Below are 16,538 nucleotides of genomic sequence, written 5' to 3'. Positions count from 1 at the left end.
GCGTCTACCTGCGCTTGATGTGCGTTAAGCGTCAGCGCGGCGTGAATCCAATCGAGCGCCGCTCGCGCAACTCCGGCTTGATGGAATGCTCCTGCCGCAGTTGGGCAAGGAAGGCCTCCGGGTCAAGCGTCTCGCCCAGCAGCACAGATTGCTGCTTGACCACCGCAAAGTCGCCCGGCGTAAGCATGTCGAGCGACGCCAGCATCTCACGCCACACCGGTTTGAGCGCCTCGGCCTTGCCTCCCAGCGCCTCGGCAATGAACATCTGCTCACGCTGGGCACGCATCAGCGGCTTGAAGCGGATCTTGAACGCAAACCGCCGCAGCGCCGCCTCGTCAATCCGATCAAACAAGTTGGTCGTGCAGACGAAGATGCCGTCAAAGCGCTCCATGCCCTGCAGCATCTCGTTGACTTCCGACACTTCGTAATTGCGCACTGCACCCTGGCGGCTCTGCATGAAGCTGTCCGCCTCGTCGAGCAGAAGCAGAGCACGTTCCTCTTCGGCGCGCGAGAACATCGCAGCAATCTGCTGCTCGGTTTCGCCAACGTACTTGCTCATCAAGTCCGACGCGCGGCGAATCATCAACGGCATGTCGAGCTGCGCCGCGATGTGCTCGGCCAGCACCGTTTTGCCCGTGCCCGGCGGCCCGTAGAAGCACAGCGTCCCGCGTCGCCGCGCGCGCAGCGCTTCGATGATGCGCTCGACGGAAAACCGTGTCTCGAGGTTCAAATAGTCCAGCTTGTATTCGGTCACGACGCGGTGCGCCTGCACGTCCGGGCGCAAACCCATCGCCTGATCTGCGTGGTCCAGCTGACGCTCGATCAGCGATTCGGCAGGCTCCTCCATTGCCGGCTGCGTCAGGCGCGCAAAGCGTGCGGCAGAATCGATCTGCGCAGGCGTGAGCGTCTTGCGCGCCGCCAGCTTGGCCATGAACGCGTCCGACACCTCCAGCCCTTCCAGATGCTTGCGGATGATGCTTTCGCGCACCGTCGGCGGCGGCACCTTCAGCTCGAGGTGGAACTGGAAGCGGCGAAGATATGCCGGATCGATCTGGCGGATCGAATTCGACACCCAGATCACCGGCACGGGGTTCTGCTCCAGCGTCTGGTTCACCCACGCCTTGCCGTTGACCGAGCCACGCGGCTCCTCGTGGCCGAAGAGGCTCATCAGCTCGCGCGTCGGACCAGGGAATACGTCTTCCACTTCGTCGAACAGCAGTACCGCGCCGGGTCGCCCGCGCAGGAACGCCTGCGACACCTGCAGCGAGCGATAGCGGTCTTTGCCCGTGAGGCTGTTGCCGTCCTTGTCGAGACAATCCACCTCGTACAGTTCGCAACCAGCGTCACGTGCCAGTACGCGGGCCAGTTCCGTCTTGCCGGTGCCAGGCGCGCCGTACAGCAGGATATTGACCCCCGAGGCACGCTGCTGCGACGCGTTCTCCAACAGCGCGGTCAGGTAGCGCGCATCGGTTTCCACATGCGGGTAATCGGACTGCGACAGCGTGGTCGGCGGGGCAGGCCGCGTGAAGACGGCCATCATGTCCGCCTCGCTCGCGTAGTCGCCCAGCAGCACATGCAGCAGGCGGTCGGAGATGCGCATCAGATCGCCCAGGTCGGTGACGCTGTTCTCCGGCAGAGGCGGCTCGATGAGACCCAGCGTCTCCAGTCGCGAACCGGGCCGCAATGACGCGGCAACTTCGGACGTGCTCGCTCCCGCCAGACTGGCGAGCAGTTGGAACGCTTCCTGGCTGTGCGCAACCTTGCAATCGACCATCACTGCGCGCAGGTCGCGCTTGTACTTCACCAGGGAGGCAAACAGCAGCAGCGCGCGTTCGTGCGGCGGCAGGCCGAGCACGCGGGCCAGCATGTCGATGTTGCCGACGAGCAGGACACGTTCACCGGACAATCGCTCGCCCAGCGCATCGCACGACGCGCCAAACACGGTGAACATGTCCTTGGCGTGATGCTTGACGTACTCGTCGAGGTAATAGAACAGCGAGCCTTCATCGAAGGCGCTGCTCCACTGGCCGTGGCGCTCCATGAAGGTGGGCAAATCGAGCTTGCCGACCGCACGCCAGCCAGGCATGTCGGCGCAGCGCGCAGACAGAAAACGCTGCAGCCGCTGGATAACCGTGACGGGCCAGATCAGCTCCGGCGCGCAAACGGTGAGAATGTCATTGATATTGGTGCGCAGGTTGAAGCGCAGGCCCATCGCACAGACCGTGCGCAGCGCAAACTGTGCGCACATGGAATCGAGCGAGGACAACAGCAGCGCCTGCGGCTGCCTGCCGCCCGTGGGGACGAACGTGCCATCGTCGTCAGCGTCGTCCATGTTGAGGTTGGCTTCATCCATGGTCGCCCCCTTCTTCCCCGTTTCACGGTTGGCCGGCCGGTCACCGTGTTTGAATGGTTTTCATCCTAGCGCGTTTGCGCACACAGCGTACCCCGGGTGGACCCGTGTCTTTGCAAGTTGCGCGCCCGCAGCGCCTTGAATGGCCAACCGCCTGCACAGGCAGTTTCCCGCCATCGGCCGTCTGGACGTGAGTCCCACCCCACGAAAGAGAGGGAATTTTGTGCGCAAATAGGAATCATTATCGTTTATACTTAGCCCATCGGCCCAATAGACTGAACGCAAACTCTGTTCGGTTGTCGCAACACTGTTGCACTTGCAGGCCTACAATACCTGTCACGCTGGCGACGGCCGGCTGGCTTCAACGCTAGGCGCCATGGAATTGCTCCTGAGTCTGCTCATCAGCATTGGGGTTTCACTGATCGTCTTCGGCAAGCGCTGACGCTACGCCGCTTTCGTCGTTCATCCCACCACCATCGCATCGCATTCCTTTTCTCTGCTTTCGATTCACGGTCGTTGATGATTCACCCTCGTACTCTCAAGATCCTGGTGGTCGTGCTGTTGCTGCATGCGGGCGTGCTGATGCTGATTCAGCTTGGCCTGATCGCGCCGCGCCCGACTGTCGAAGAACCACTGGAAATCCAGGCGCACATCATTCCGGCCGCGCCTGAGCCGATCAAGCAGCCGGAGCCGCCCAAGCAGCAGCCGGTCAAGCAAGAGGCGCCCAAGCCCGTCAACATCGTCAAGCCGGTCGCGCAACCCAAGCCCAAGCCCACGCCGATGCCGACGCCCACGCTGCCGCCGTCGGACAATGCCCCCGTGGTGCCCGCCGCACCGCCCACGCCGCCGGCACCGGCTCCGGAACCTGCGCCCGCGCCGGCACCGGTTTCGTCTGGCCCAATCAGCGTCGGCATCAACGACATTCAATGCAGCGATCCGCCGCTCGTCTATCCCAGCATGTCGCAGAAGATGGGCGAGGAAGGCCGTGCCATGGTCAAGATTTCCATTGGCACGGCGGGTGAAGTCACCAACGTGACGGTCACCTCGTCGTCCGGCTCGCCGCGCCTTGACCGTGCCGCCACCGATGCCGCGCGCGCCATCAAGTGCAGCCCTTACAAGCAGAACGGCCACGCCGTGCCCGTGGTGGCCAGCAAGCCGTTCGTCTTCAAGCTCGATAACTGATTCGATCCCGCTTCTCGCTTAGCCTCTCGCTCAATTCAGGACATTCATCATGCAGGAACTCGGTCTTTTCCATCTCTGGACACAAGGCGATATCGTTACCCGCGCCACGGCAATTCTGCTGCTCATCATGTCGCTCGCCTCGTGGATCGTCATCTTCACCAAGGCATGGGACATCGTGCGCCTGAAGTCGATGGCGCAAGGCGCTGAAAAGCGTTTCTGGCACTCGGATGACTTCGATCACGCCATGCAGACGCTGGGCTCAGCCAAGGACAACCCGTTCCACATGTTGGCGCAAACCGGCCGCGAGGCTGCACAGCACCATCGCGCCAGCCAGCCGCAGCTGCACGATGTGATGGACATCTCCGACTGGATCACGCGCTCGCTCAAGAGCGCGATCGACGAGTCGGTGGGCCAGATGCAATCGGGCTTGGCCGTACTGGCCTCGGTCGGCTCGACCGCACCGTTCGTCGGTCTGTTCGGCACGGTGTGGGGCATTTATCACGCCCTGCTCGGCATCGGCGCCGTGGGCGTTCCGACCATCGACAAGGTGGCCGGCCCCGTGGGCGAATCGCTCATCATGACGGCCTTCGGTCTGGCCGTGGCCATTCCCGCGGTGCTCGGCTACAACGCCCTCACGCGCGGCAACAAGGCCATCATCGCCAAGCTCAACCGCTTTGCGCACGACCTGCACGCTTACTTTGTGACCGGCGCGCGCCTGCGCCCGGGCACTTCGCGTGACGACGCCGGCGTGCGTCTGGCGGCGGTCAAGCAGCAGTAAGGAGAGACCATGTCCTTCGGATCTTTCGACAGCGACGACGAGGTGATGAGCGAGATCAACATGACGCCGCTGGTCGACGTCATGCTGGTGCTGCTGATCATCTTCATCATCACCATTCCGGTGATCAACCACGCGGTGAAGATCGACCTGCCGCGCGCGTCCAACAAACCCGACGACGCCAAGCCGCAAAGCGTGAACGTCGAGATCAACGCAGACGGCCAGGTGTTCTGGAACAACCAGCCGGTCGACGAGGCCACGCTGCAGGCCGACATCGCCCAGGCTGCGCAGCAGCAGCCGCAGCCGGAAATGCACCTGCGCGCTGACCGCAACGTGCGCTACGAGCGCGTGGCACAGGTGATGGCCTCCATCCAGCGTGGTGGGCTCTCCCGCATCGGCTTCGTGACGGAGCCGCAGCACTAGGCGGCACGCATCACCGTGCCCAACGAACCTCGTCTTCGAGGGTTTGTCGCTTCAGAACCTAACGCAACCGGGCCACGCGCCCGGTTTTTTTTTCGAGCACGGATCAGCGCATTCTCAGATCACGCTTGTAGTGATAACGATTCTCATTTACTCTATCTGGAATTCGCTGGGCTGACTTCAGCCAGCGCCCCAGCCTCGTTTTTCGCTCGCCAGGACATTGCTATGAATGTTGCCGAACACCAAGACGCAGGACGTACCGTGACGCGTCGTCGTCACGTCATCGTGGCTCGCAAACGCCCCGCCGATCTGAATGCCGCGCCCGCAACGGAGGCCGCATCAGCGGCACCCGAAGCCGTGCGGGATATTCCGTCTGCCATCGGTGACACGCGGGTGATGACTTCCGAGCAACTCTTTGCCGGCCAAAATGCCGTGGCCATCCGCCACAACGGCGCGATCTACACGCTGCGCGTCACGCGCTTCGGCAAGCTGATTCTGACCAAGTAACACCGCAACACGCACCGGCTTTTGTGGGGACGTCTCTCTCAGGAGACATTCGGCCCTAGCCAGCCGTCGTCGTTTCGCATGGCCGTTTCGCATGGCCAGACGACCGCCAGCCACGCCGCTCTTTCCCTGCATCGCGCGCCCAAAGAAAAAGGGCGCGCCCCCTGCCGCGCCCTTCCCTTTGCTGATTCGTCCAGCGTGATTGCGTATCAGCAGATCACGTTCACAGCGGCAATGCCCGCCTTGGCGATCACCACATCTTCCGTGGACTTCACGCCCGACACACCCACCGCACCGGCGCACACGCCTTCCACCATCACCGGCACACCGCCTTCGAGCATGCCCTGCAGATGCGGCGCAGACAGGAACGAGATACGACCGTTGTTGATGATGTCTTCGTAGATCTTAGACTCGCGACGGCCCAGCGCTGCGGTACGGGCTTTTTCCGGGGCGATGTACGCCGAGATGGTGGCGCAGCCGTCCATGCGGCGCAGGCCCATCAGATGGCCGCCGTCGTCCACCACGGCGATCGTCACGTTCCATTGGTGCGCGCGCGCTTCTTTCTCGGCAGCGTCCAGGATCTTGGTGACATCGTCCTGGCACAGGCACGGTTTCGTTTTCATGACGTTCTCCTTGGTGGTTGTAATGCAAAGGCGCAAGGGCTGTGTAAAGCCCGTATCAGGCAAAAGTATGCCATCGGCAGTGAGCGCTTCCACAGCATGATCCCGCACCCATGACGCAAAAGAGCCGATACATTCCTGCGCTTCAGTATCGTCGAGTATCGTTGCGCTTGCGCCGTACGCCAGCGTTTCCTGAGTCCCTTGGGAGCCTACGTTAACACGCGGCATGCATCATAAAGATGCACAAAGAAAAAGCCCGGGTATGGCCCGGGCTTGATGTTGCGATGCGGCAGCAACCCTGCCGCTCTCGGTTTATGACGGACGGCCGCTGCAGGCGCCATCGGTGTAGGGATCGGCGCGCCCCATCTTCGCCCCGTCGGTATAGGGGTCGGTGCGGCCCATTTTTGCGCCATCGGTGTAGGGATCAGCACGGCTGACCTTGGCCCCATCGGTGTAAGGATCGGCGCGGCTCACCTTGTGGGTGGCCTGATACGGATCGATCGAGCCGGCGTGCGCGACCGCCGCGCCTAGCGCCAGGGCCAAGCCGCTTGCGGCTGCAACCAAGGTGCGCGTTGCAAAGCGTTGCGTGGTGACTTGCATGAGGACTCCTTCGGTCAGGACACTGCGAACATGACGTGCGCCGCTGTGACACACGTGTCCGCGTAATTCACGCGGACGTCATATCGACCGGGTGAGCGAGGCGCCAGTTCTCCACCGCGCTGCTTTGTCACGGGGCTGGCTACTCGATTACCCGTCATCCAAATTGACGCACGTGCCATGCCACCCGGGCTCGTGCCGCCAAAGAAAAAAGCTCCCGAAGGAGCCTTCTCTTGGCAGATGCCCGCTTAACGCCAGTGGCGCCAGTGACGGCCGTCGTACCAGCGATAGCGAGGACCCCAACGGTACCAGCCGGGGCCCACCACAACCGGGGCCGGGCCATACGCAGGCGGACCGTAATACACAGGCGCCGGGGCGTAATACGCCGGAGGCGGCGGGGGCGGGTAGTAGACCGGAGGCGGCGGCGGATAGTACACCGGCGCAGGTGCCACATACACAGGCGCCACCGGCACGCCAAACCCGATGCCGACGCTCACATGCGCCGACGCCATCCGCGGCACGGCCAGCACTGCCAGTGCGGCTGCACCTGCAATCCACAGCACATTGCGTCGAATCATCTTGATCACCTGCAGCTAGAGCGCCGAGCGAGTCCGTAGCCGGCGCGGAATACGGTATCTGTATTGTATTCAGGGCCGCTAACACAGGTGATACGGCGCTGGCGAATTAGTAACAGAACGTAACACCACTCCGCGCATCACGCTCGCCTCATCAGTCGAGCGCGGGGCTGCAGTCGAACTCGCCTGCGGCGATCATCGCTTCGGCATACGCTCGCGCGGCTTCCAAGGCCCTGGCGGCGCTCGAATACGTGTTGGCGGATTCGCGCACGGTGGTGCGGGCTAACAGGGTCTCACCGTTACTGGCGCGCAGGATGCTCACTTCTGCGCGCCATGCTTGCGGTGAAAGCTCATAGGCGGATACCTCGATTTTGCAGTCGTCTCGGAAAGTCATGTGGCCTCCGGTTCGTATTGGATAGGTCGAGCTCCGTGTCAATGCACGAAGAGCCAGATCACCAGCAACACAAGCGCGGGAACACCCAAGAGCCACGCAACGAGATAGGGCATGAGAACCTCCCACATGTTGATAGGCATGTAGGAAGTGTAGAGACGCGCGCACCGGCGGACTGTCGAGTTCCGCCCGCGCCGTTTTGTAGGACTGTACCGAAATGACTGTCGGCCCACGCCGACGCTTCTCACCCGTACAGAGGAGGCCTAGTGTGCAGTGCCGTCCTTGGCGGTTACGTCACTTGGGCTCAGGATCCGGCTCGTACCGGCATCTTCGGCCGCCTCTGCGGCGGCCACCTCCAGGCCGACCGATGCTTTGAAAAAATTCACGGCCGCCTCGGCACCAGGAGGCGCGGCGTCCACAAGGTTTTCCGCGAGGAAGCCCCATTGGCGGCGCACTTCGTCACCGTGGCGTTGCAAGGCGCGGGCAATTCCGTTCTGTGTCTCGACGCCGATTTCAACAAAGTTGCGGGTATAGCCAGAGACACGTTCGCCAGCCGGTTGCAGATAACGCGCTTGTGCGTTCCACCATTCGCCGGCGTCGTGCGCACCGGCGGCGTCGTGCAGGCAGTGCTCCGTTTCGCCAAGACCGGTCTTGAGGGCCTGCAGATTGAGCCCGATCAAGCGATTGACGCCGTTCACGGCCTCTTCCGTGACCGCCATCCAGGTTTCGAGCTGCGATCGTTGCAGAACGCCGAGTTGCTCCAGAGTCATCATGTCGGTTACTCCCTCGTGAGATCGGTGAATACGTCCAGCATGTGCCGGGCGTTTCAGTGTAGCCGCGCAGGATGCCGATTTCCTTGACCTCAACCGTTTGTCCTACAGGTGTTTCGGACGCCATCGCCTGCGGTGCCGCCCGTGTGCGCGTTAGAGTGAATCGCATCCTTCACCAGACCACGGAGTCACGATGAAACGTCTCGCCGCCGCCCTGATCGCTAGCGCCACCATTGCCGCCACACCGCAGGCTTTCGCGCAGGTCGCGGGCCACGCTGCGCTGGGGGTGTCCGTTACTGAACTCGATGCCGTCATCAAGGGCGTGAGTGTGAAGAAGCAGGTGCTTGGCAAGCCGGTCTACAACGAGGCCAAGGAGAAGGTCGGCAATGTGCAGGACTTGATCGTGACGCCGGAAAACGCCGTGTCGTTTGCCATCGTGGGGGCGGGCGGCTTTGTGGGCCTGGGCCGGCATGACGTGGCCATTCCTGTGAATCAGTTCCAGTACGATCAAGGCAGAATCGTGCTGCCTGGCGCGACCAAAGACGCCATCAAGGCGCTGCCGGAATTCAAGTACGAGCGTCAGCAAAAGCCGGCCAAGGCCTGACGAGCCGGGGAACTTTGTCCTCTGCAGCCACGCTGAAGGTGTGGGAATCGGCTGACAAGCCTTTCAGGCAACCTGCCCTGCACATAGCGGCGTGCATGCTCTTGAATGAAGTTACACAGACGACAAAAGGAGTTTGTTATGCGTGCCTTCGTATCCTTGATCCTGGCGGCCGCATTGGCATCCGTCAGCGGATGCGCGGACATGACGCCCAAGCAGCGCAACACTGCGCTAGGCGCAGCCGCAGGTGGTGTCGCCGGGGCGGCCATCTGGGGCGGTCCGGGCGCCACGCTGGGTGGTGCGGCACTGGGTGGCGTGGTCGGTAACGCCGTCACCAAGTAACCTCGCCAGAGCGCGCAGTGATGCGCGCGCTGCAAGCTCGGGCCAGGCATGTCGCCTGGCCCTTTTTGTTGCCTGAGAGCCGCGCAATGTCGTCGCAGATTCCCCCCATACGCGTATGCGGATGCCGGCGCATAATCGGCGTTTTGCAACGGAGGCAATGTGCGATACGAGCAAGAAGGTTTTGGCGTGAGCAGCACACCGATCCTCAGCGTCGAAGGCCTGCGCAAACGTTACGGCGACCAGACTGTCGTCGACAACCTGAGCTTCAGCGTGCGCCGCGGCCAGTGCTTTGGCCTGCTCGGCCCCAACGGTGCCGGCAAGACCACCACGCTGCGCATGCTGCTCGGCATGACGATGCCCGATGCGGGCAGCCTGAGACTGTGCGACGAGCCCGTCCCCGAGGCCGCGCACCGCGCGCGCATGCGTGTGGGCGTCGTGCCGCAGTTCGACAATCTCGATCCTGATTTCTCCGTCTCGGAAAACCTGCGGATCTTTGGGCGCTACTTTGGCCTCTCGTCTGCGACCATTCGCGAGCGCATTCCTACCCTGCTGGAGTTCGCGCGGCTCGAACAGAAGGCCGATGCGCCCGTACGCGCCCTCTCGGGCGGCATGAAGCGACGGCTGACGGTAGCGCGCGCGCTGATCAACGATCCCGACATCCTCGTCATGGACGAGCCCACCACGGGGCTCGACCCGCAAGCGCGACATTTGATCTGGGAGCGCCTGCGCTCATTGCTCGCAGCAGGCAAGACCATCTTGCTGACCACGCATTTCATGGAAGAAGCCGAGCGCCTGTGCGATGAGCTTTGCGTGATCGACAACGGCCGGAAGATCGCGCAAGGCAAGCCACAAGAACTCATCGCACGCGAAATCGGTTGCGACGTCGTTGAAGTCTACGGCGACGACCTCAACGCCCTGCGCGCGCTGCTGACACCGCTCGCAGATCGCGTCGAAACCAGTGGCGAGACGCTCTTCTGCTATGCACGCGATCCGCAGCCGCTGGTGGCCGCGCTGCGCACGCAGGCAGAAACGCACACCATGCCCGGGCTGCGCTATCTGCACCGCCCGGCCAATCTCGAAGATGTGTTCCTGCGCCTGACCGGCCGCGAAATGCGCGACTGAGAGAACCGCCCATGTCCACTGAAACCGCACTCACCCCAACGCAGAAACGCGCCTTTCCGCAGCCCCTGCTACCGCTGAACTTCCGCAACTGGCAGTACGTCTGGCTGCGCAACTTCATGGTGTGGCGCAAGCTGGCCATTCCGTCGATGGCCGGCAATCTGGCTGACCCGATGATTTACCTGTTCGGCCTTGGGCTCGGCCTGGGCCTGCTGGTCGGGCGCGTCGACGGCGTGTCGTACATCGCATTCCTGGCAGCCGGCACGGTGGCGTCCAGCACGATGATGTCGGCGAGCTTCGAGGCGATGTATTCCGCGTTTTCGCGCATGCACGTGCAACGTACCTGGGAAGCAATTCTGTACGCGCCGCTCAGCCTGGGTGACGTGGTCCTTGGGGAGCTGCTCTGGGCCGCCAGCAAGTCGGTGCTCTCGGGCCTGGCGATCATGCTGGTTGCCGGTGCTCTCGGCTATGCGTCGATGCCGCAAGCACTGCTCGCCCTACCCGTCATCGTGCTGACCGGTTTTACCTTTGCCTGCCTGGCGATGAACATGACGGCGCTCGCGCCCAACTACGACTTCTTCATGTTCTACCAGACGCTGGTGATCACGCCGATGATGCTGCTCTCGGGCGTGTTCTTTCCGCTCTCGCAACTGCCGGCGCCCGTGCGCGCAGCGACGAGCGTGCTGCCATTGCCGCACGCGGTGGACCTGATCCGCCCGCTGATGCTGGGCCGCACGCCGGAGAACATCCTGCTGCACCTCGGCGTGCTGCTTCTCTACGCCGTTGGCGCGCTGCTGCTGTGCCTGTGGCTGCTGCGTCGTCGCATGCTCAAGTAAGGCGCGATCGCAACGCCCAACAAAAAAGCCCGTCGCGATGACGGGCTTTTCTTTTGCTGCGCTCGAGATTTACTCGTTCACGGCAGAGCGCTGCAGATGCAATTGCGTACGCGGATCATCGTTCTGCGCATTCTCACGATCGGCCTTGGCCGAGTTGTTGCGCGCAGCCTCCAGGCGATCAAGGTAAGCCTCGTCAATGTCGCCGGTTACGTATTTGCCGTCAAAGCATGACGCATCGAAATCCTTCAGCGCCGGATTGACGTCGCGCACGGCGCGCTTCATGTCTTCCACGTCTTGGTACACGAGCTGGTCGGCGCCGATGATCTTGGCAATCTCTTCGTGCGTGCGGCCATAAGCCACCAGTTCGCCGCGCGTCGGCATGTCGATACCGTACACGTTCGGGAACTTCACCGGCGGCGCGGCCGAAGCGAAGATCACCTTCTTCGCACCGGCATCGCGCGCCATCTGCACGATCTCCGACGAGGTCGTGCCGCGCACGATGGAGTCGTCGACGATCAGCACGTTCTTGTCCTTGAACTCGATCGCCATGGCGTTGAGCTTCTGACGCACGGACTTCTTGCGCACCGCCTGGCCCGGCATGATGAAGGTACGGCCCACGTAGCGGTTCTTGAAGAAACCTTCGCGATACGGCACGCCCAGGTGGTTGGCCACTTGCATTGCGGCCGGACGCGATGAATCCGGGATCGGCATCACCACGTCGATCTTGTCGGTGACCTCGCGCTTGATCTTTTCGGCCAGGTAATCGCCCATGCGCAGGCGCGCGTCGTACACCGACACGCCATCCATGCGGGAGTCCGGGCGGGCGAGGTACACGTATTCAAAAATGCACGGCGAAAGCACAGGGTTGGCGGCGCACTGCTTGGTGTGCAGCTTGCCCTCGAGGTCGATGAAGATGGCTTCGCCCGGGGCCACATCGCGCTCAAACTTGAAGCCGATGCCCTCCAGCGCCACGGACTCCGAAGCGACCATGTATTCGATGTGGCCCTCCGGCGTTTCCTGGCTACCCAGTGCGAGCGGGCGGATGCCAAACGGGTCGCGCACAGCCAGCACGCCGTAGCCGGAAATCTCGGCAGCGATGGCATACGAACCGCGCACGCGGCGGTGCAGGCCTTCCACGGCCGTGAAGATGGAATCGCGATTCAGCGGGATGTCGTTACTGGCGCGTTGCAGCTCGTCGGCCAGCACATTGAGCAGCACTTCCGAGTCGGACTGCGTGTTGATGTGGCGGCGGTCGCGCCGGAACATCTCGTCGCGCAGCTGATCGGAGTTCGTCAGGTTGCCGTTGTGTGCCAGCACGATGCCGAACGGCGCGTTGACATAGAACGGTTGGGCCTCTTCTTCGCTGGAGGAACCCGCGGTCGGATAGCGCACTTGGCCGATGCCACTCGTACCTGGCAGGCCGCGCATGTTACGGGTGCGGAACACGTCCCGAACCATGCCGTTGGCCTTGTGCATGTGGAAAGTGCTGCCTGATGCGGTGGCAATGCCCGCCGCGTCTTGCCCCCGGTGTTGCAGGAGCAACAGACTGTCGTAGATCAGCTGATTGACGGGCGTGGCTGAAACCACCCCAACGATACCGCACATGTCGAACTCCAGCGAGAACGTATTTGGTGGCGCCCACACCCGTTGCGGGCGCCGAAAAAGCTTTCCGGATCGCCTAGCTCGTGGCCAGGCGCTCCAGATCAATAGTGAACATACTTCGCGACGTCCGGGGGCAACAACGGCTTGGCCGCTTGTGCTGCCTGCTCCGCATAGGGTCGGGTAATCGAATCGCGCCAGAACGGTTGCTCAGGCAGACTGGTAAAGCCCGCCACCGTCATCAACACGAGGATGATCACGCCACCGCGTGCCAACCCGAACACCATACCCAAACCGCGATCTGCCGGCTTGAGCCCCGCGCTCGCCAGGGCCGCCGAAAGCAGTGCGCCCACCAGCGAAGTTGCAATCACCGTCACGATAAACAGTAGGACGAAACCGAGAATGGTGCGTGCGACCGGCCCACCGGGCAGCGATTCCGGCATCCAGCCCGCCGCCACACCAGAAAACGTGTATGCCACCCACGCGGCAAACAGCCACCCGAGCAGCGCCAGCACTTCGCGGATCAGCCCGCGAAACAACCCAATCAGCGCCGACGTGACGATGATGAACAGCACACCGTAGTCAAAGAAAGTCGGTTGCATCGGGCAGCGGCTTAGATTGACTGTGGCGGAGTGCGGGGTGATGAATCAGCAAATCTGACGAGCGCGCTGAGTCCACGTTCGGCCGCATCATCATTGCTGCACGAGTTTGGGCGTCAGGCCAATCTGCTCTGCACGCTTCTGCGCCGCTTCCGCAGACGCACGATCGTTGAACGGCCCCGCTCGCAGCAAGGCCAGATCGCCCTTCTCAGGCACCTTCTTGTGTTCGATGTAACCCGGAATCTTCTCGCCCTTGAGCTTGCCCAGCCAATTGCGGGCGCGGTCCTCTGAAGCGAATGCGCCAATCAGGAGAATGAACTTGCCGCCGTTGGCATCGGTGCTCGGTGCAGCCGCTTGCTGTGGGGGCTGGGCGGCCGGTTGGGCAGGTTTCGCTGCGGGCTTGGATTCAGCAGGTGGCGTCGGACTGGCGACGGGCTTGGGCGGTGTCGCGGGCTTGGCTGCAGCCGGCGGGTTCTGGGCTGCGGGCGGCGCGTCATTGCTTGCGACAACCTCTTCGCCCTGGTCAAGCGCCTGCGCCTGATCCGTCGACGAGGCTGCGGGACGCGACGCAGAACGCCGGCTGGCGACCTTCGGCTCGTCGGTCGAGGCCTTGGCGCCACGATCGACCGGCTGATCCTGGATCTGCACGGCCACGGCATCGGTCACGGGGCGCGGCTTGGAATCAAACACGAGGGGCAGCACGATCACGGCGGCGCCAACCAGCACCACGGCACCGATCAGCCTGCGGCGAGCGCGTTGTTTTTGCGGGAGTTCAGGGTCAAGACCGTCGTCGTCATCGTCGGAGCGACGGGAAGCGCGGCTGCGAGCATTCGACGATGCGCGCGAACCCCGCACCGCATCGCGAGCCACATCGGCAGCACTACCGGCGGCTGCGCCGCGTGTGCGTTGGCCTTCAGCGTTCTTGCGGGAGGAAAAGATGGAAAACAGTCCCATGAGGGCCCCGGTTTTAGTGCGCGCGACTCTTGCGCTCCGCCAGCACGCCGGCAACGGTGTAGAACGATCCGAAGACCACGATTCTATCATCCTCGGTGGCCCGCTCCATGGCGTTGCGATAGGCTGTGGTGGGATCGCTGAATGTGCTCACGCTCGATTCCTTGCCTGCGCGGAAACCGGCGTCGGCCAGCACCTGCGCCAGGCTTGCGGCAGTCGCCGCGCGCGGCGTCGGCAAGTCGGTCAGGCACCAGTGATCGACCTTGTCGAGCATGTGCCGGAGCACACCTTCGATGTCCTTGTCCTGCATCGCACCGAACACCGCGTAGGTGTAGCGGTAGAAGCCCATGTTCTCGAGGTTCTGGCCCAGCGCGGCCGACGCGTGCGGGTTGTGTGCGACATCCAGGATCACGGACGGACGCCCGGGAAGAACCTGGAAGCGCCCCGGCAGCACCACCTGCGACAGCCCCAGACGCACGTCCTGCGCCGAGATCGGCAACCGATCGCGCACTGATTCCAAAGCAGCCAGCGCCGCCGACGCATTGAGCAGTTGATTTGCCCCGCGCAATGCGGGATAGCCCAGGCTCGGCCAACGGCGCCCGCGGCCGCTAAAGCCCCACTGCTGCTTGTCGCCCTGGAAGTTGAAATCGCGACCGACCAGCCAGAGATCTGCGCCAATGGCCTCGGCGTGTTTCACTAGGGAGATCGGCGGCACCGGGTCAGAGCAGATTGCCGGCTTGCCTGCACGGAAGATGCCGGCTTTCTCAAAGCCGATCGCCTCGCGGGTATCGCCCAGGTAGGCCATGTGGTCGAGATCGACGCTGGTGATGATGGCGCAATCCGTGTCGACAATGTTGACCGCGTCCAACCGGCCACCCAGGCCGACTTCGAGGATCACCGCATCAAGACCCGCGTTGGCGAACAGATGCATGATCGCCAGCGTGGTGAATTCGAAATAAGTCAGGCTGACGGGCTCGGGGAAGCTGCAGCGCGCGCGCTCTACGGCCTCGAAGTGCGGCAGCAGCATCGCGTCGGTGGCGATCTCTCCATTCACGCGAGCGCGCTCGTTAAAGTCGATCAGGTGTGGCGAGGTATGGCAACCGACCTTGTAGCCGGCGGCCAGCAAGATCGCCTCGAGCATCGCGCAGGTCGAGCCCTTGCCATTGGTGCCGCCCACCGTAAAGACGACTGACTTGAATTCCAGCCCGAGCGCATCGCGCACGCGACTGATGCGGGCCAAGCCCATGTCGATGCCGACCGGGTGTGCGGTTTCCAGGTGGGCCAGCCAGTCGGGCAGCGTGTCGAATGTAGGCATGCGAAATAGGTGGCGCGACGTCAGGGAAACGGGCCGCGCAAAAACAAGAAGCGCGGACTCACGCCCGCGCTTCGGTTCAACAGATGTGCTGCATCAGGCCAGTGCGTCGGCCGGTTGCTTCTGCAGGAGCGCAAGAAGCTCTGCGATCTCGCGGCGCATGTTGCGGCGGTCGACAATCATGTCGATGGCGCCCTTCTGCAGCAGGAACTCAGCGCGTTGGAAGCCTTCCGGCAGTTTCTCGCGAACGGTCTGCTCGATCACACGCGGACCGGCAAAGCCGATCATTGCCTTGGGCTCGGCGATCACCACGTCGCCCATGAAGGCGAAGCTGGCGGACACGCCGCCCGTGGTCGGATCGGTTAGCACGCTGATGAACGGCAGCTTGGCTAGCGCCAGCTTCTGGACCATCGCAGTGGTCTTGGCCATTTGCATGAGCGACAGCAGGCTTTCCTGCATGCGCGCGCCGCCAGAGGCCGTCACACAGATGAACGGCACCTTCTGTTCCAGCGCCATCTGCGCACCACGCGCGAAACGCTCGCCTACCACCGAGCCCATCGAGCCCGTCATGAATTCGAACTCAAAGCAGGCCACCACCACGGGCAACGCATGGATGGCGCCGCCCATCACGACCATGGCATCGGTCTCGCCGGTGTTGTCCATGGCGGCCTTGATGCGGTCGGGGTACTTTTTGCTGTCCTTGAACTTGAGCGCGTCGACCGGGAGGATCTCCTGACCCAACTCATAGCGCCCTTCGGCGTCCAGCAGCGCGTCCAGGCGAGCACGGGCGCCGATGCGCATGTGGTGGTCGCACTTCGGGCAGACGTGCAGGTTGGCCTCGACGTCGGTCCGATACAGCACCGACTCGCAGGCCGGGCATTTGACCCAGAGGCCCTCCGGAATGCCCTTGCGTTGCGACGGGTCGGTCTGTTGGATCTTGGGCGGAAGCAGTTTGTCCAGCCAGCTCATGCGTGCTCCTTGAATGCGGTGTCGCC

General features: G+C 63.0%; 19 protein-coding genes. 8 read left to right on the top strand and 11 right to left on the bottom strand.

What is annotated here, in order from left to right; genetic code table 11:
• Nucleotides 1-31: 31 nt before the first annotated feature.
• The gene (locus ACU8YE_RS19480; protein ID WP_446929389.1) at nucleotides 32-2,353 is read right to left on the bottom strand and encodes an AAA family ATPase; all 2,322 of its coding nucleotides are present in this window, start codon (nucleotides 2,351-2,353) and stop codon (nucleotides 32-34) included.
• A 516-nt stretch (nucleotides 2,354-2,869) separates the two neighbouring features.
• Here ACU8YE_RS19480 and ACU8YE_RS19475 point away from each other — a divergent pair.
• From ACU8YE_RS19475 to hemP, 4 genes are all read left to right on the top strand, one after another.
• Complete coding sequence (locus ACU8YE_RS19475; protein ID WP_446929388.1) at nucleotides 2,870-3,532, top strand: TonB family protein; 663 nt, start codon at nucleotides 2,870-2,872, stop codon at nucleotides 3,530-3,532.
• Between the two features lie 49 nt (nucleotides 3,533-3,581).
• Entirely contained in the window at nucleotides 3,582-4,310 is a 729-nt protein-coding gene (locus ACU8YE_RS19470) for a MotA/TolQ/ExbB proton channel family protein (RefSeq protein WP_446929387.1), read from the top strand.
• A gap of 9 nt (nucleotides 4,311-4,319) precedes the next feature.
• Complete coding sequence (locus ACU8YE_RS19465; protein WP_024975369.1) at nucleotides 4,320-4,730, top strand: ExbD/TolR family protein; 411 nt, start codon at nucleotides 4,320-4,322, stop codon at nucleotides 4,728-4,730.
• Between the two features lie 222 nt (nucleotides 4,731-4,952).
• On the top strand, nucleotides 4,953-5,234 hold the full coding sequence (gene hemP / locus ACU8YE_RS19460; protein ID WP_232040387.1) for a hemin uptake protein HemP: 282 nt from the start codon (nucleotides 4,953-4,955) through the stop codon (nucleotides 5,232-5,234).
• A 206-nt stretch (nucleotides 5,235-5,440) separates the two neighbouring features.
• On the opposite strand, the gene ACU8YE_RS19455 is transcribed toward hemP, so the two are convergent.
• The 5 genes from ACU8YE_RS19455 to ACU8YE_RS19435 form a co-directional block, all read right to left on the bottom strand.
• Complete coding sequence (locus ACU8YE_RS19455) at nucleotides 5,441-5,854, bottom strand: GlcG/HbpS family heme-binding protein (RefSeq protein ID WP_024972523.1); 414 nt, start codon at nucleotides 5,852-5,854, stop codon at nucleotides 5,441-5,443.
• A 309-nt stretch (nucleotides 5,855-6,163) separates the two neighbouring features.
• Nucleotides 6,164-6,451: a hypothetical protein gene (locus ACU8YE_RS19450; protein ID WP_260802271.1), complete on the bottom strand. Its 288-nt coding sequence runs from the start codon at nucleotides 6,449-6,451 to the stop codon at nucleotides 6,164-6,166.
• A 245-nt stretch (nucleotides 6,452-6,696) separates the two neighbouring features.
• Entirely contained in the window at nucleotides 6,697-7,026 is a 330-nt protein-coding gene (locus ACU8YE_RS19445) for a hypothetical protein (protein WP_232040389.1), read from the bottom strand.
• Between the two features lie 151 nt (nucleotides 7,027-7,177).
• Nucleotides 7,178-7,417 (bottom strand): hypothetical protein, encoded by a 240-nt coding sequence (locus tag ACU8YE_RS19440; protein WP_232040390.1) that lies wholly within the window; start codon nucleotides 7,415-7,417, stop codon nucleotides 7,178-7,180.
• A 260-nt stretch (nucleotides 7,418-7,677) separates the two neighbouring features.
• A complete protein-coding gene (locus ACU8YE_RS19435; protein WP_260802269.1) occupies nucleotides 7,678-8,187 on the bottom strand; it encodes a phasin family protein in 510 nt (169 codons plus the stop codon).
• A gap of 190 nt (nucleotides 8,188-8,377) precedes the next feature.
• Between ACU8YE_RS19435 and ACU8YE_RS19430 the strand changes: the two genes are divergently transcribed.
• The 4 genes from ACU8YE_RS19430 (at nucleotide 8,378) to ACU8YE_RS19415 (ending at nucleotide 11,082) form a co-directional block, all read left to right on the top strand.
• The gene (locus ACU8YE_RS19430; RefSeq protein WP_316871362.1) at nucleotides 8,378-8,788 is read left to right on the top strand and encodes a PRC-barrel domain-containing protein; all 411 of its coding nucleotides are present in this window, start codon (nucleotides 8,378-8,380) and stop codon (nucleotides 8,786-8,788) included.
• A gap of 138 nt (nucleotides 8,789-8,926) precedes the next feature.
• Nucleotides 8,927-9,127, top strand: a complete 201-nt coding sequence (locus ACU8YE_RS19425; protein WP_004634401.1) for a glycine zipper 2TM domain-containing protein — start codon at nucleotides 8,927-8,929, stop codon at nucleotides 9,125-9,127.
• 159 nt (nucleotides 9,128-9,286) lie between these two features.
• On the top strand, nucleotides 9,287-10,249 hold the full coding sequence (gene nodI, locus ACU8YE_RS19420; RefSeq protein WP_260802267.1) for a nodulation factor ABC transporter ATP-binding protein NodI: 963 nt from the start codon (nucleotides 9,287-9,289) through the stop codon (nucleotides 10,247-10,249).
• Between the two features lie 11 nt (nucleotides 10,250-10,260).
• Nucleotides 10,261-11,082 (top strand): ABC transporter permease, encoded by an 822-nt coding sequence (locus tag ACU8YE_RS19415; RefSeq protein ID WP_232040394.1) that lies wholly within the window; start codon nucleotides 10,261-10,263, stop codon nucleotides 11,080-11,082.
• A gap of 69 nt (nucleotides 11,083-11,151) precedes the next feature.
• On the opposite strand, the gene purF is transcribed toward ACU8YE_RS19415, so the two are convergent.
• The 5 genes from purF to accD form a co-directional block, all read right to left on the bottom strand.
• Nucleotides 11,152-12,687 carry an amidophosphoribosyltransferase gene (gene purF / locus ACU8YE_RS19410; protein ID WP_232040395.1) on the bottom strand — a complete coding sequence of 512 codons (1,536 nt, stop codon included), beginning with the start codon at nucleotides 12,685-12,687 and terminating at the stop codon, nucleotides 11,152-11,154.
• A gap of 98 nt (nucleotides 12,688-12,785) precedes the next feature.
• Nucleotides 12,786-13,283, bottom strand: a complete 498-nt coding sequence (locus ACU8YE_RS19405) for a CvpA family protein (protein ID WP_446929386.1) — start codon at nucleotides 13,281-13,283, stop codon at nucleotides 12,786-12,788.
• A gap of 90 nt (nucleotides 13,284-13,373) precedes the next feature.
• Nucleotides 13,374-14,234, bottom strand: coding sequence for an SPOR domain-containing protein (locus ACU8YE_RS19400; protein ID WP_260802266.1), 861 nt, complete (start codon nucleotides 14,232-14,234; stop codon nucleotides 13,374-13,376).
• Between the two features lie 13 nt (nucleotides 14,235-14,247).
• A complete protein-coding gene (gene folC / locus ACU8YE_RS19395) occupies nucleotides 14,248-15,546 on the bottom strand; it encodes a bifunctional tetrahydrofolate synthase/dihydrofolate synthase (protein ID WP_446929385.1) in 1,299 nt (432 codons plus the stop codon).
• A gap of 93 nt (nucleotides 15,547-15,639) precedes the next feature.
• Nucleotides 15,640-16,512, bottom strand: a complete 873-nt coding sequence (accD, locus tag ACU8YE_RS19390; protein WP_232040399.1) for an acetyl-CoA carboxylase, carboxyltransferase subunit beta — start codon at nucleotides 16,510-16,512, stop codon at nucleotides 15,640-15,642.
• Between the last annotated feature and the right edge of the window lie 26 nt (nucleotides 16,513-16,538).

The organism is Ralstonia sp. VS2407 (genome assembly GCF_052950655.1).
The sequence above is the reverse complement of the archived record's forward strand: the minus strand, read 5'-3'. Positions and strand labels throughout refer to the sequence as shown.

Excerpts from the sequence above, each read along its gene's own strand:
- ACU8YE_RS19480 (WP_446929389.1), bottom strand. The coding sequence starts at position 2,353 with ATGGATGAAGCCAACCTCAACATGGACGACGCTGACGACGATGGCACG.
- ACU8YE_RS19475 (WP_446929388.1), top strand. The coding sequence starts at position 2,870 with ATGATTCACCCTCGTACTCTCAAGATCCTGGTGGTCGTGCTGTTGCTG.
- ACU8YE_RS19470 (WP_446929387.1), top strand. The coding sequence starts at position 3,582 with ATGCAGGAACTCGGTCTTTTCCATCTCTGGACACAAGGCGATATCGTT.
- ACU8YE_RS19465 (WP_024975369.1), top strand. The coding sequence starts at position 4,320 with ATGTCCTTCGGATCTTTCGACAGCGACGACGAGGTGATGAGCGAGATC.
- hemP (WP_232040387.1), top strand. The coding sequence starts at position 4,953 with ATGAATGTTGCCGAACACCAAGACGCAGGACGTACCGTGACGCGTCGT.
- ACU8YE_RS19455 (WP_024972523.1), bottom strand. The coding sequence starts at position 5,854 with ATGAAAACGAAACCGTGCCTGTGCCAGGACGATGTCACCAAGATCCTG.
- ACU8YE_RS19450 (WP_260802271.1), bottom strand. The coding sequence starts at position 6,451 with ATGCAAGTCACCACGCAACGCTTTGCAACGCGCACCTTGGTTGCAGCC.
- ACU8YE_RS19445 (WP_232040389.1), bottom strand. The coding sequence starts at position 7,026 with ATGATTCGACGCAATGTGCTGTGGATTGCAGGTGCAGCCGCACTGGCA.
- ACU8YE_RS19440 (WP_232040390.1), bottom strand. The coding sequence starts at position 7,417 with ATGACTTTCCGAGACGACTGCAAAATCGAGGTATCCGCCTATGAGCTT.
- ACU8YE_RS19435 (WP_260802269.1), bottom strand. The coding sequence starts at position 8,187 with ATGATGACTCTGGAGCAACTCGGCGTTCTGCAACGATCGCAGCTCGAA.
- ACU8YE_RS19430 (WP_316871362.1), top strand. The coding sequence starts at position 8,378 with ATGAAACGTCTCGCCGCCGCCCTGATCGCTAGCGCCACCATTGCCGCC.
- ACU8YE_RS19425 (WP_004634401.1), top strand. The coding sequence starts at position 8,927 with ATGCGTGCCTTCGTATCCTTGATCCTGGCGGCCGCATTGGCATCCGTC.
- ACU8YE_RS19415 (WP_232040394.1), top strand. The coding sequence starts at position 10,261 with ATGTCCACTGAAACCGCACTCACCCCAACGCAGAAACGCGCCTTTCCG.
- purF (WP_232040395.1), bottom strand. The coding sequence starts at position 12,687 with ATGTGCGGTATCGTTGGGGTGGTTTCAGCCACGCCCGTCAATCAGCTG.
- ACU8YE_RS19405 (WP_446929386.1), bottom strand. The coding sequence starts at position 13,283 with ATGCAACCGACTTTCTTTGACTACGGTGTGCTGTTCATCATCGTCACG.
- ACU8YE_RS19400 (WP_260802266.1), bottom strand. The coding sequence starts at position 14,234 with ATGGGACTGTTTTCCATCTTTTCCTCCCGCAAGAACGCTGAAGGCCAA.
- folC (WP_446929385.1), bottom strand. The coding sequence starts at position 15,546 with ATGCCTACATTCGACACGCTGCCCGACTGGCTGGCCCACCTGGAAACC.
- accD (WP_232040399.1), bottom strand. The coding sequence starts at position 16,512 with ATGAGCTGGCTGGACAAACTGCTTCCGCCCAAGATCCAACAGACCGAC.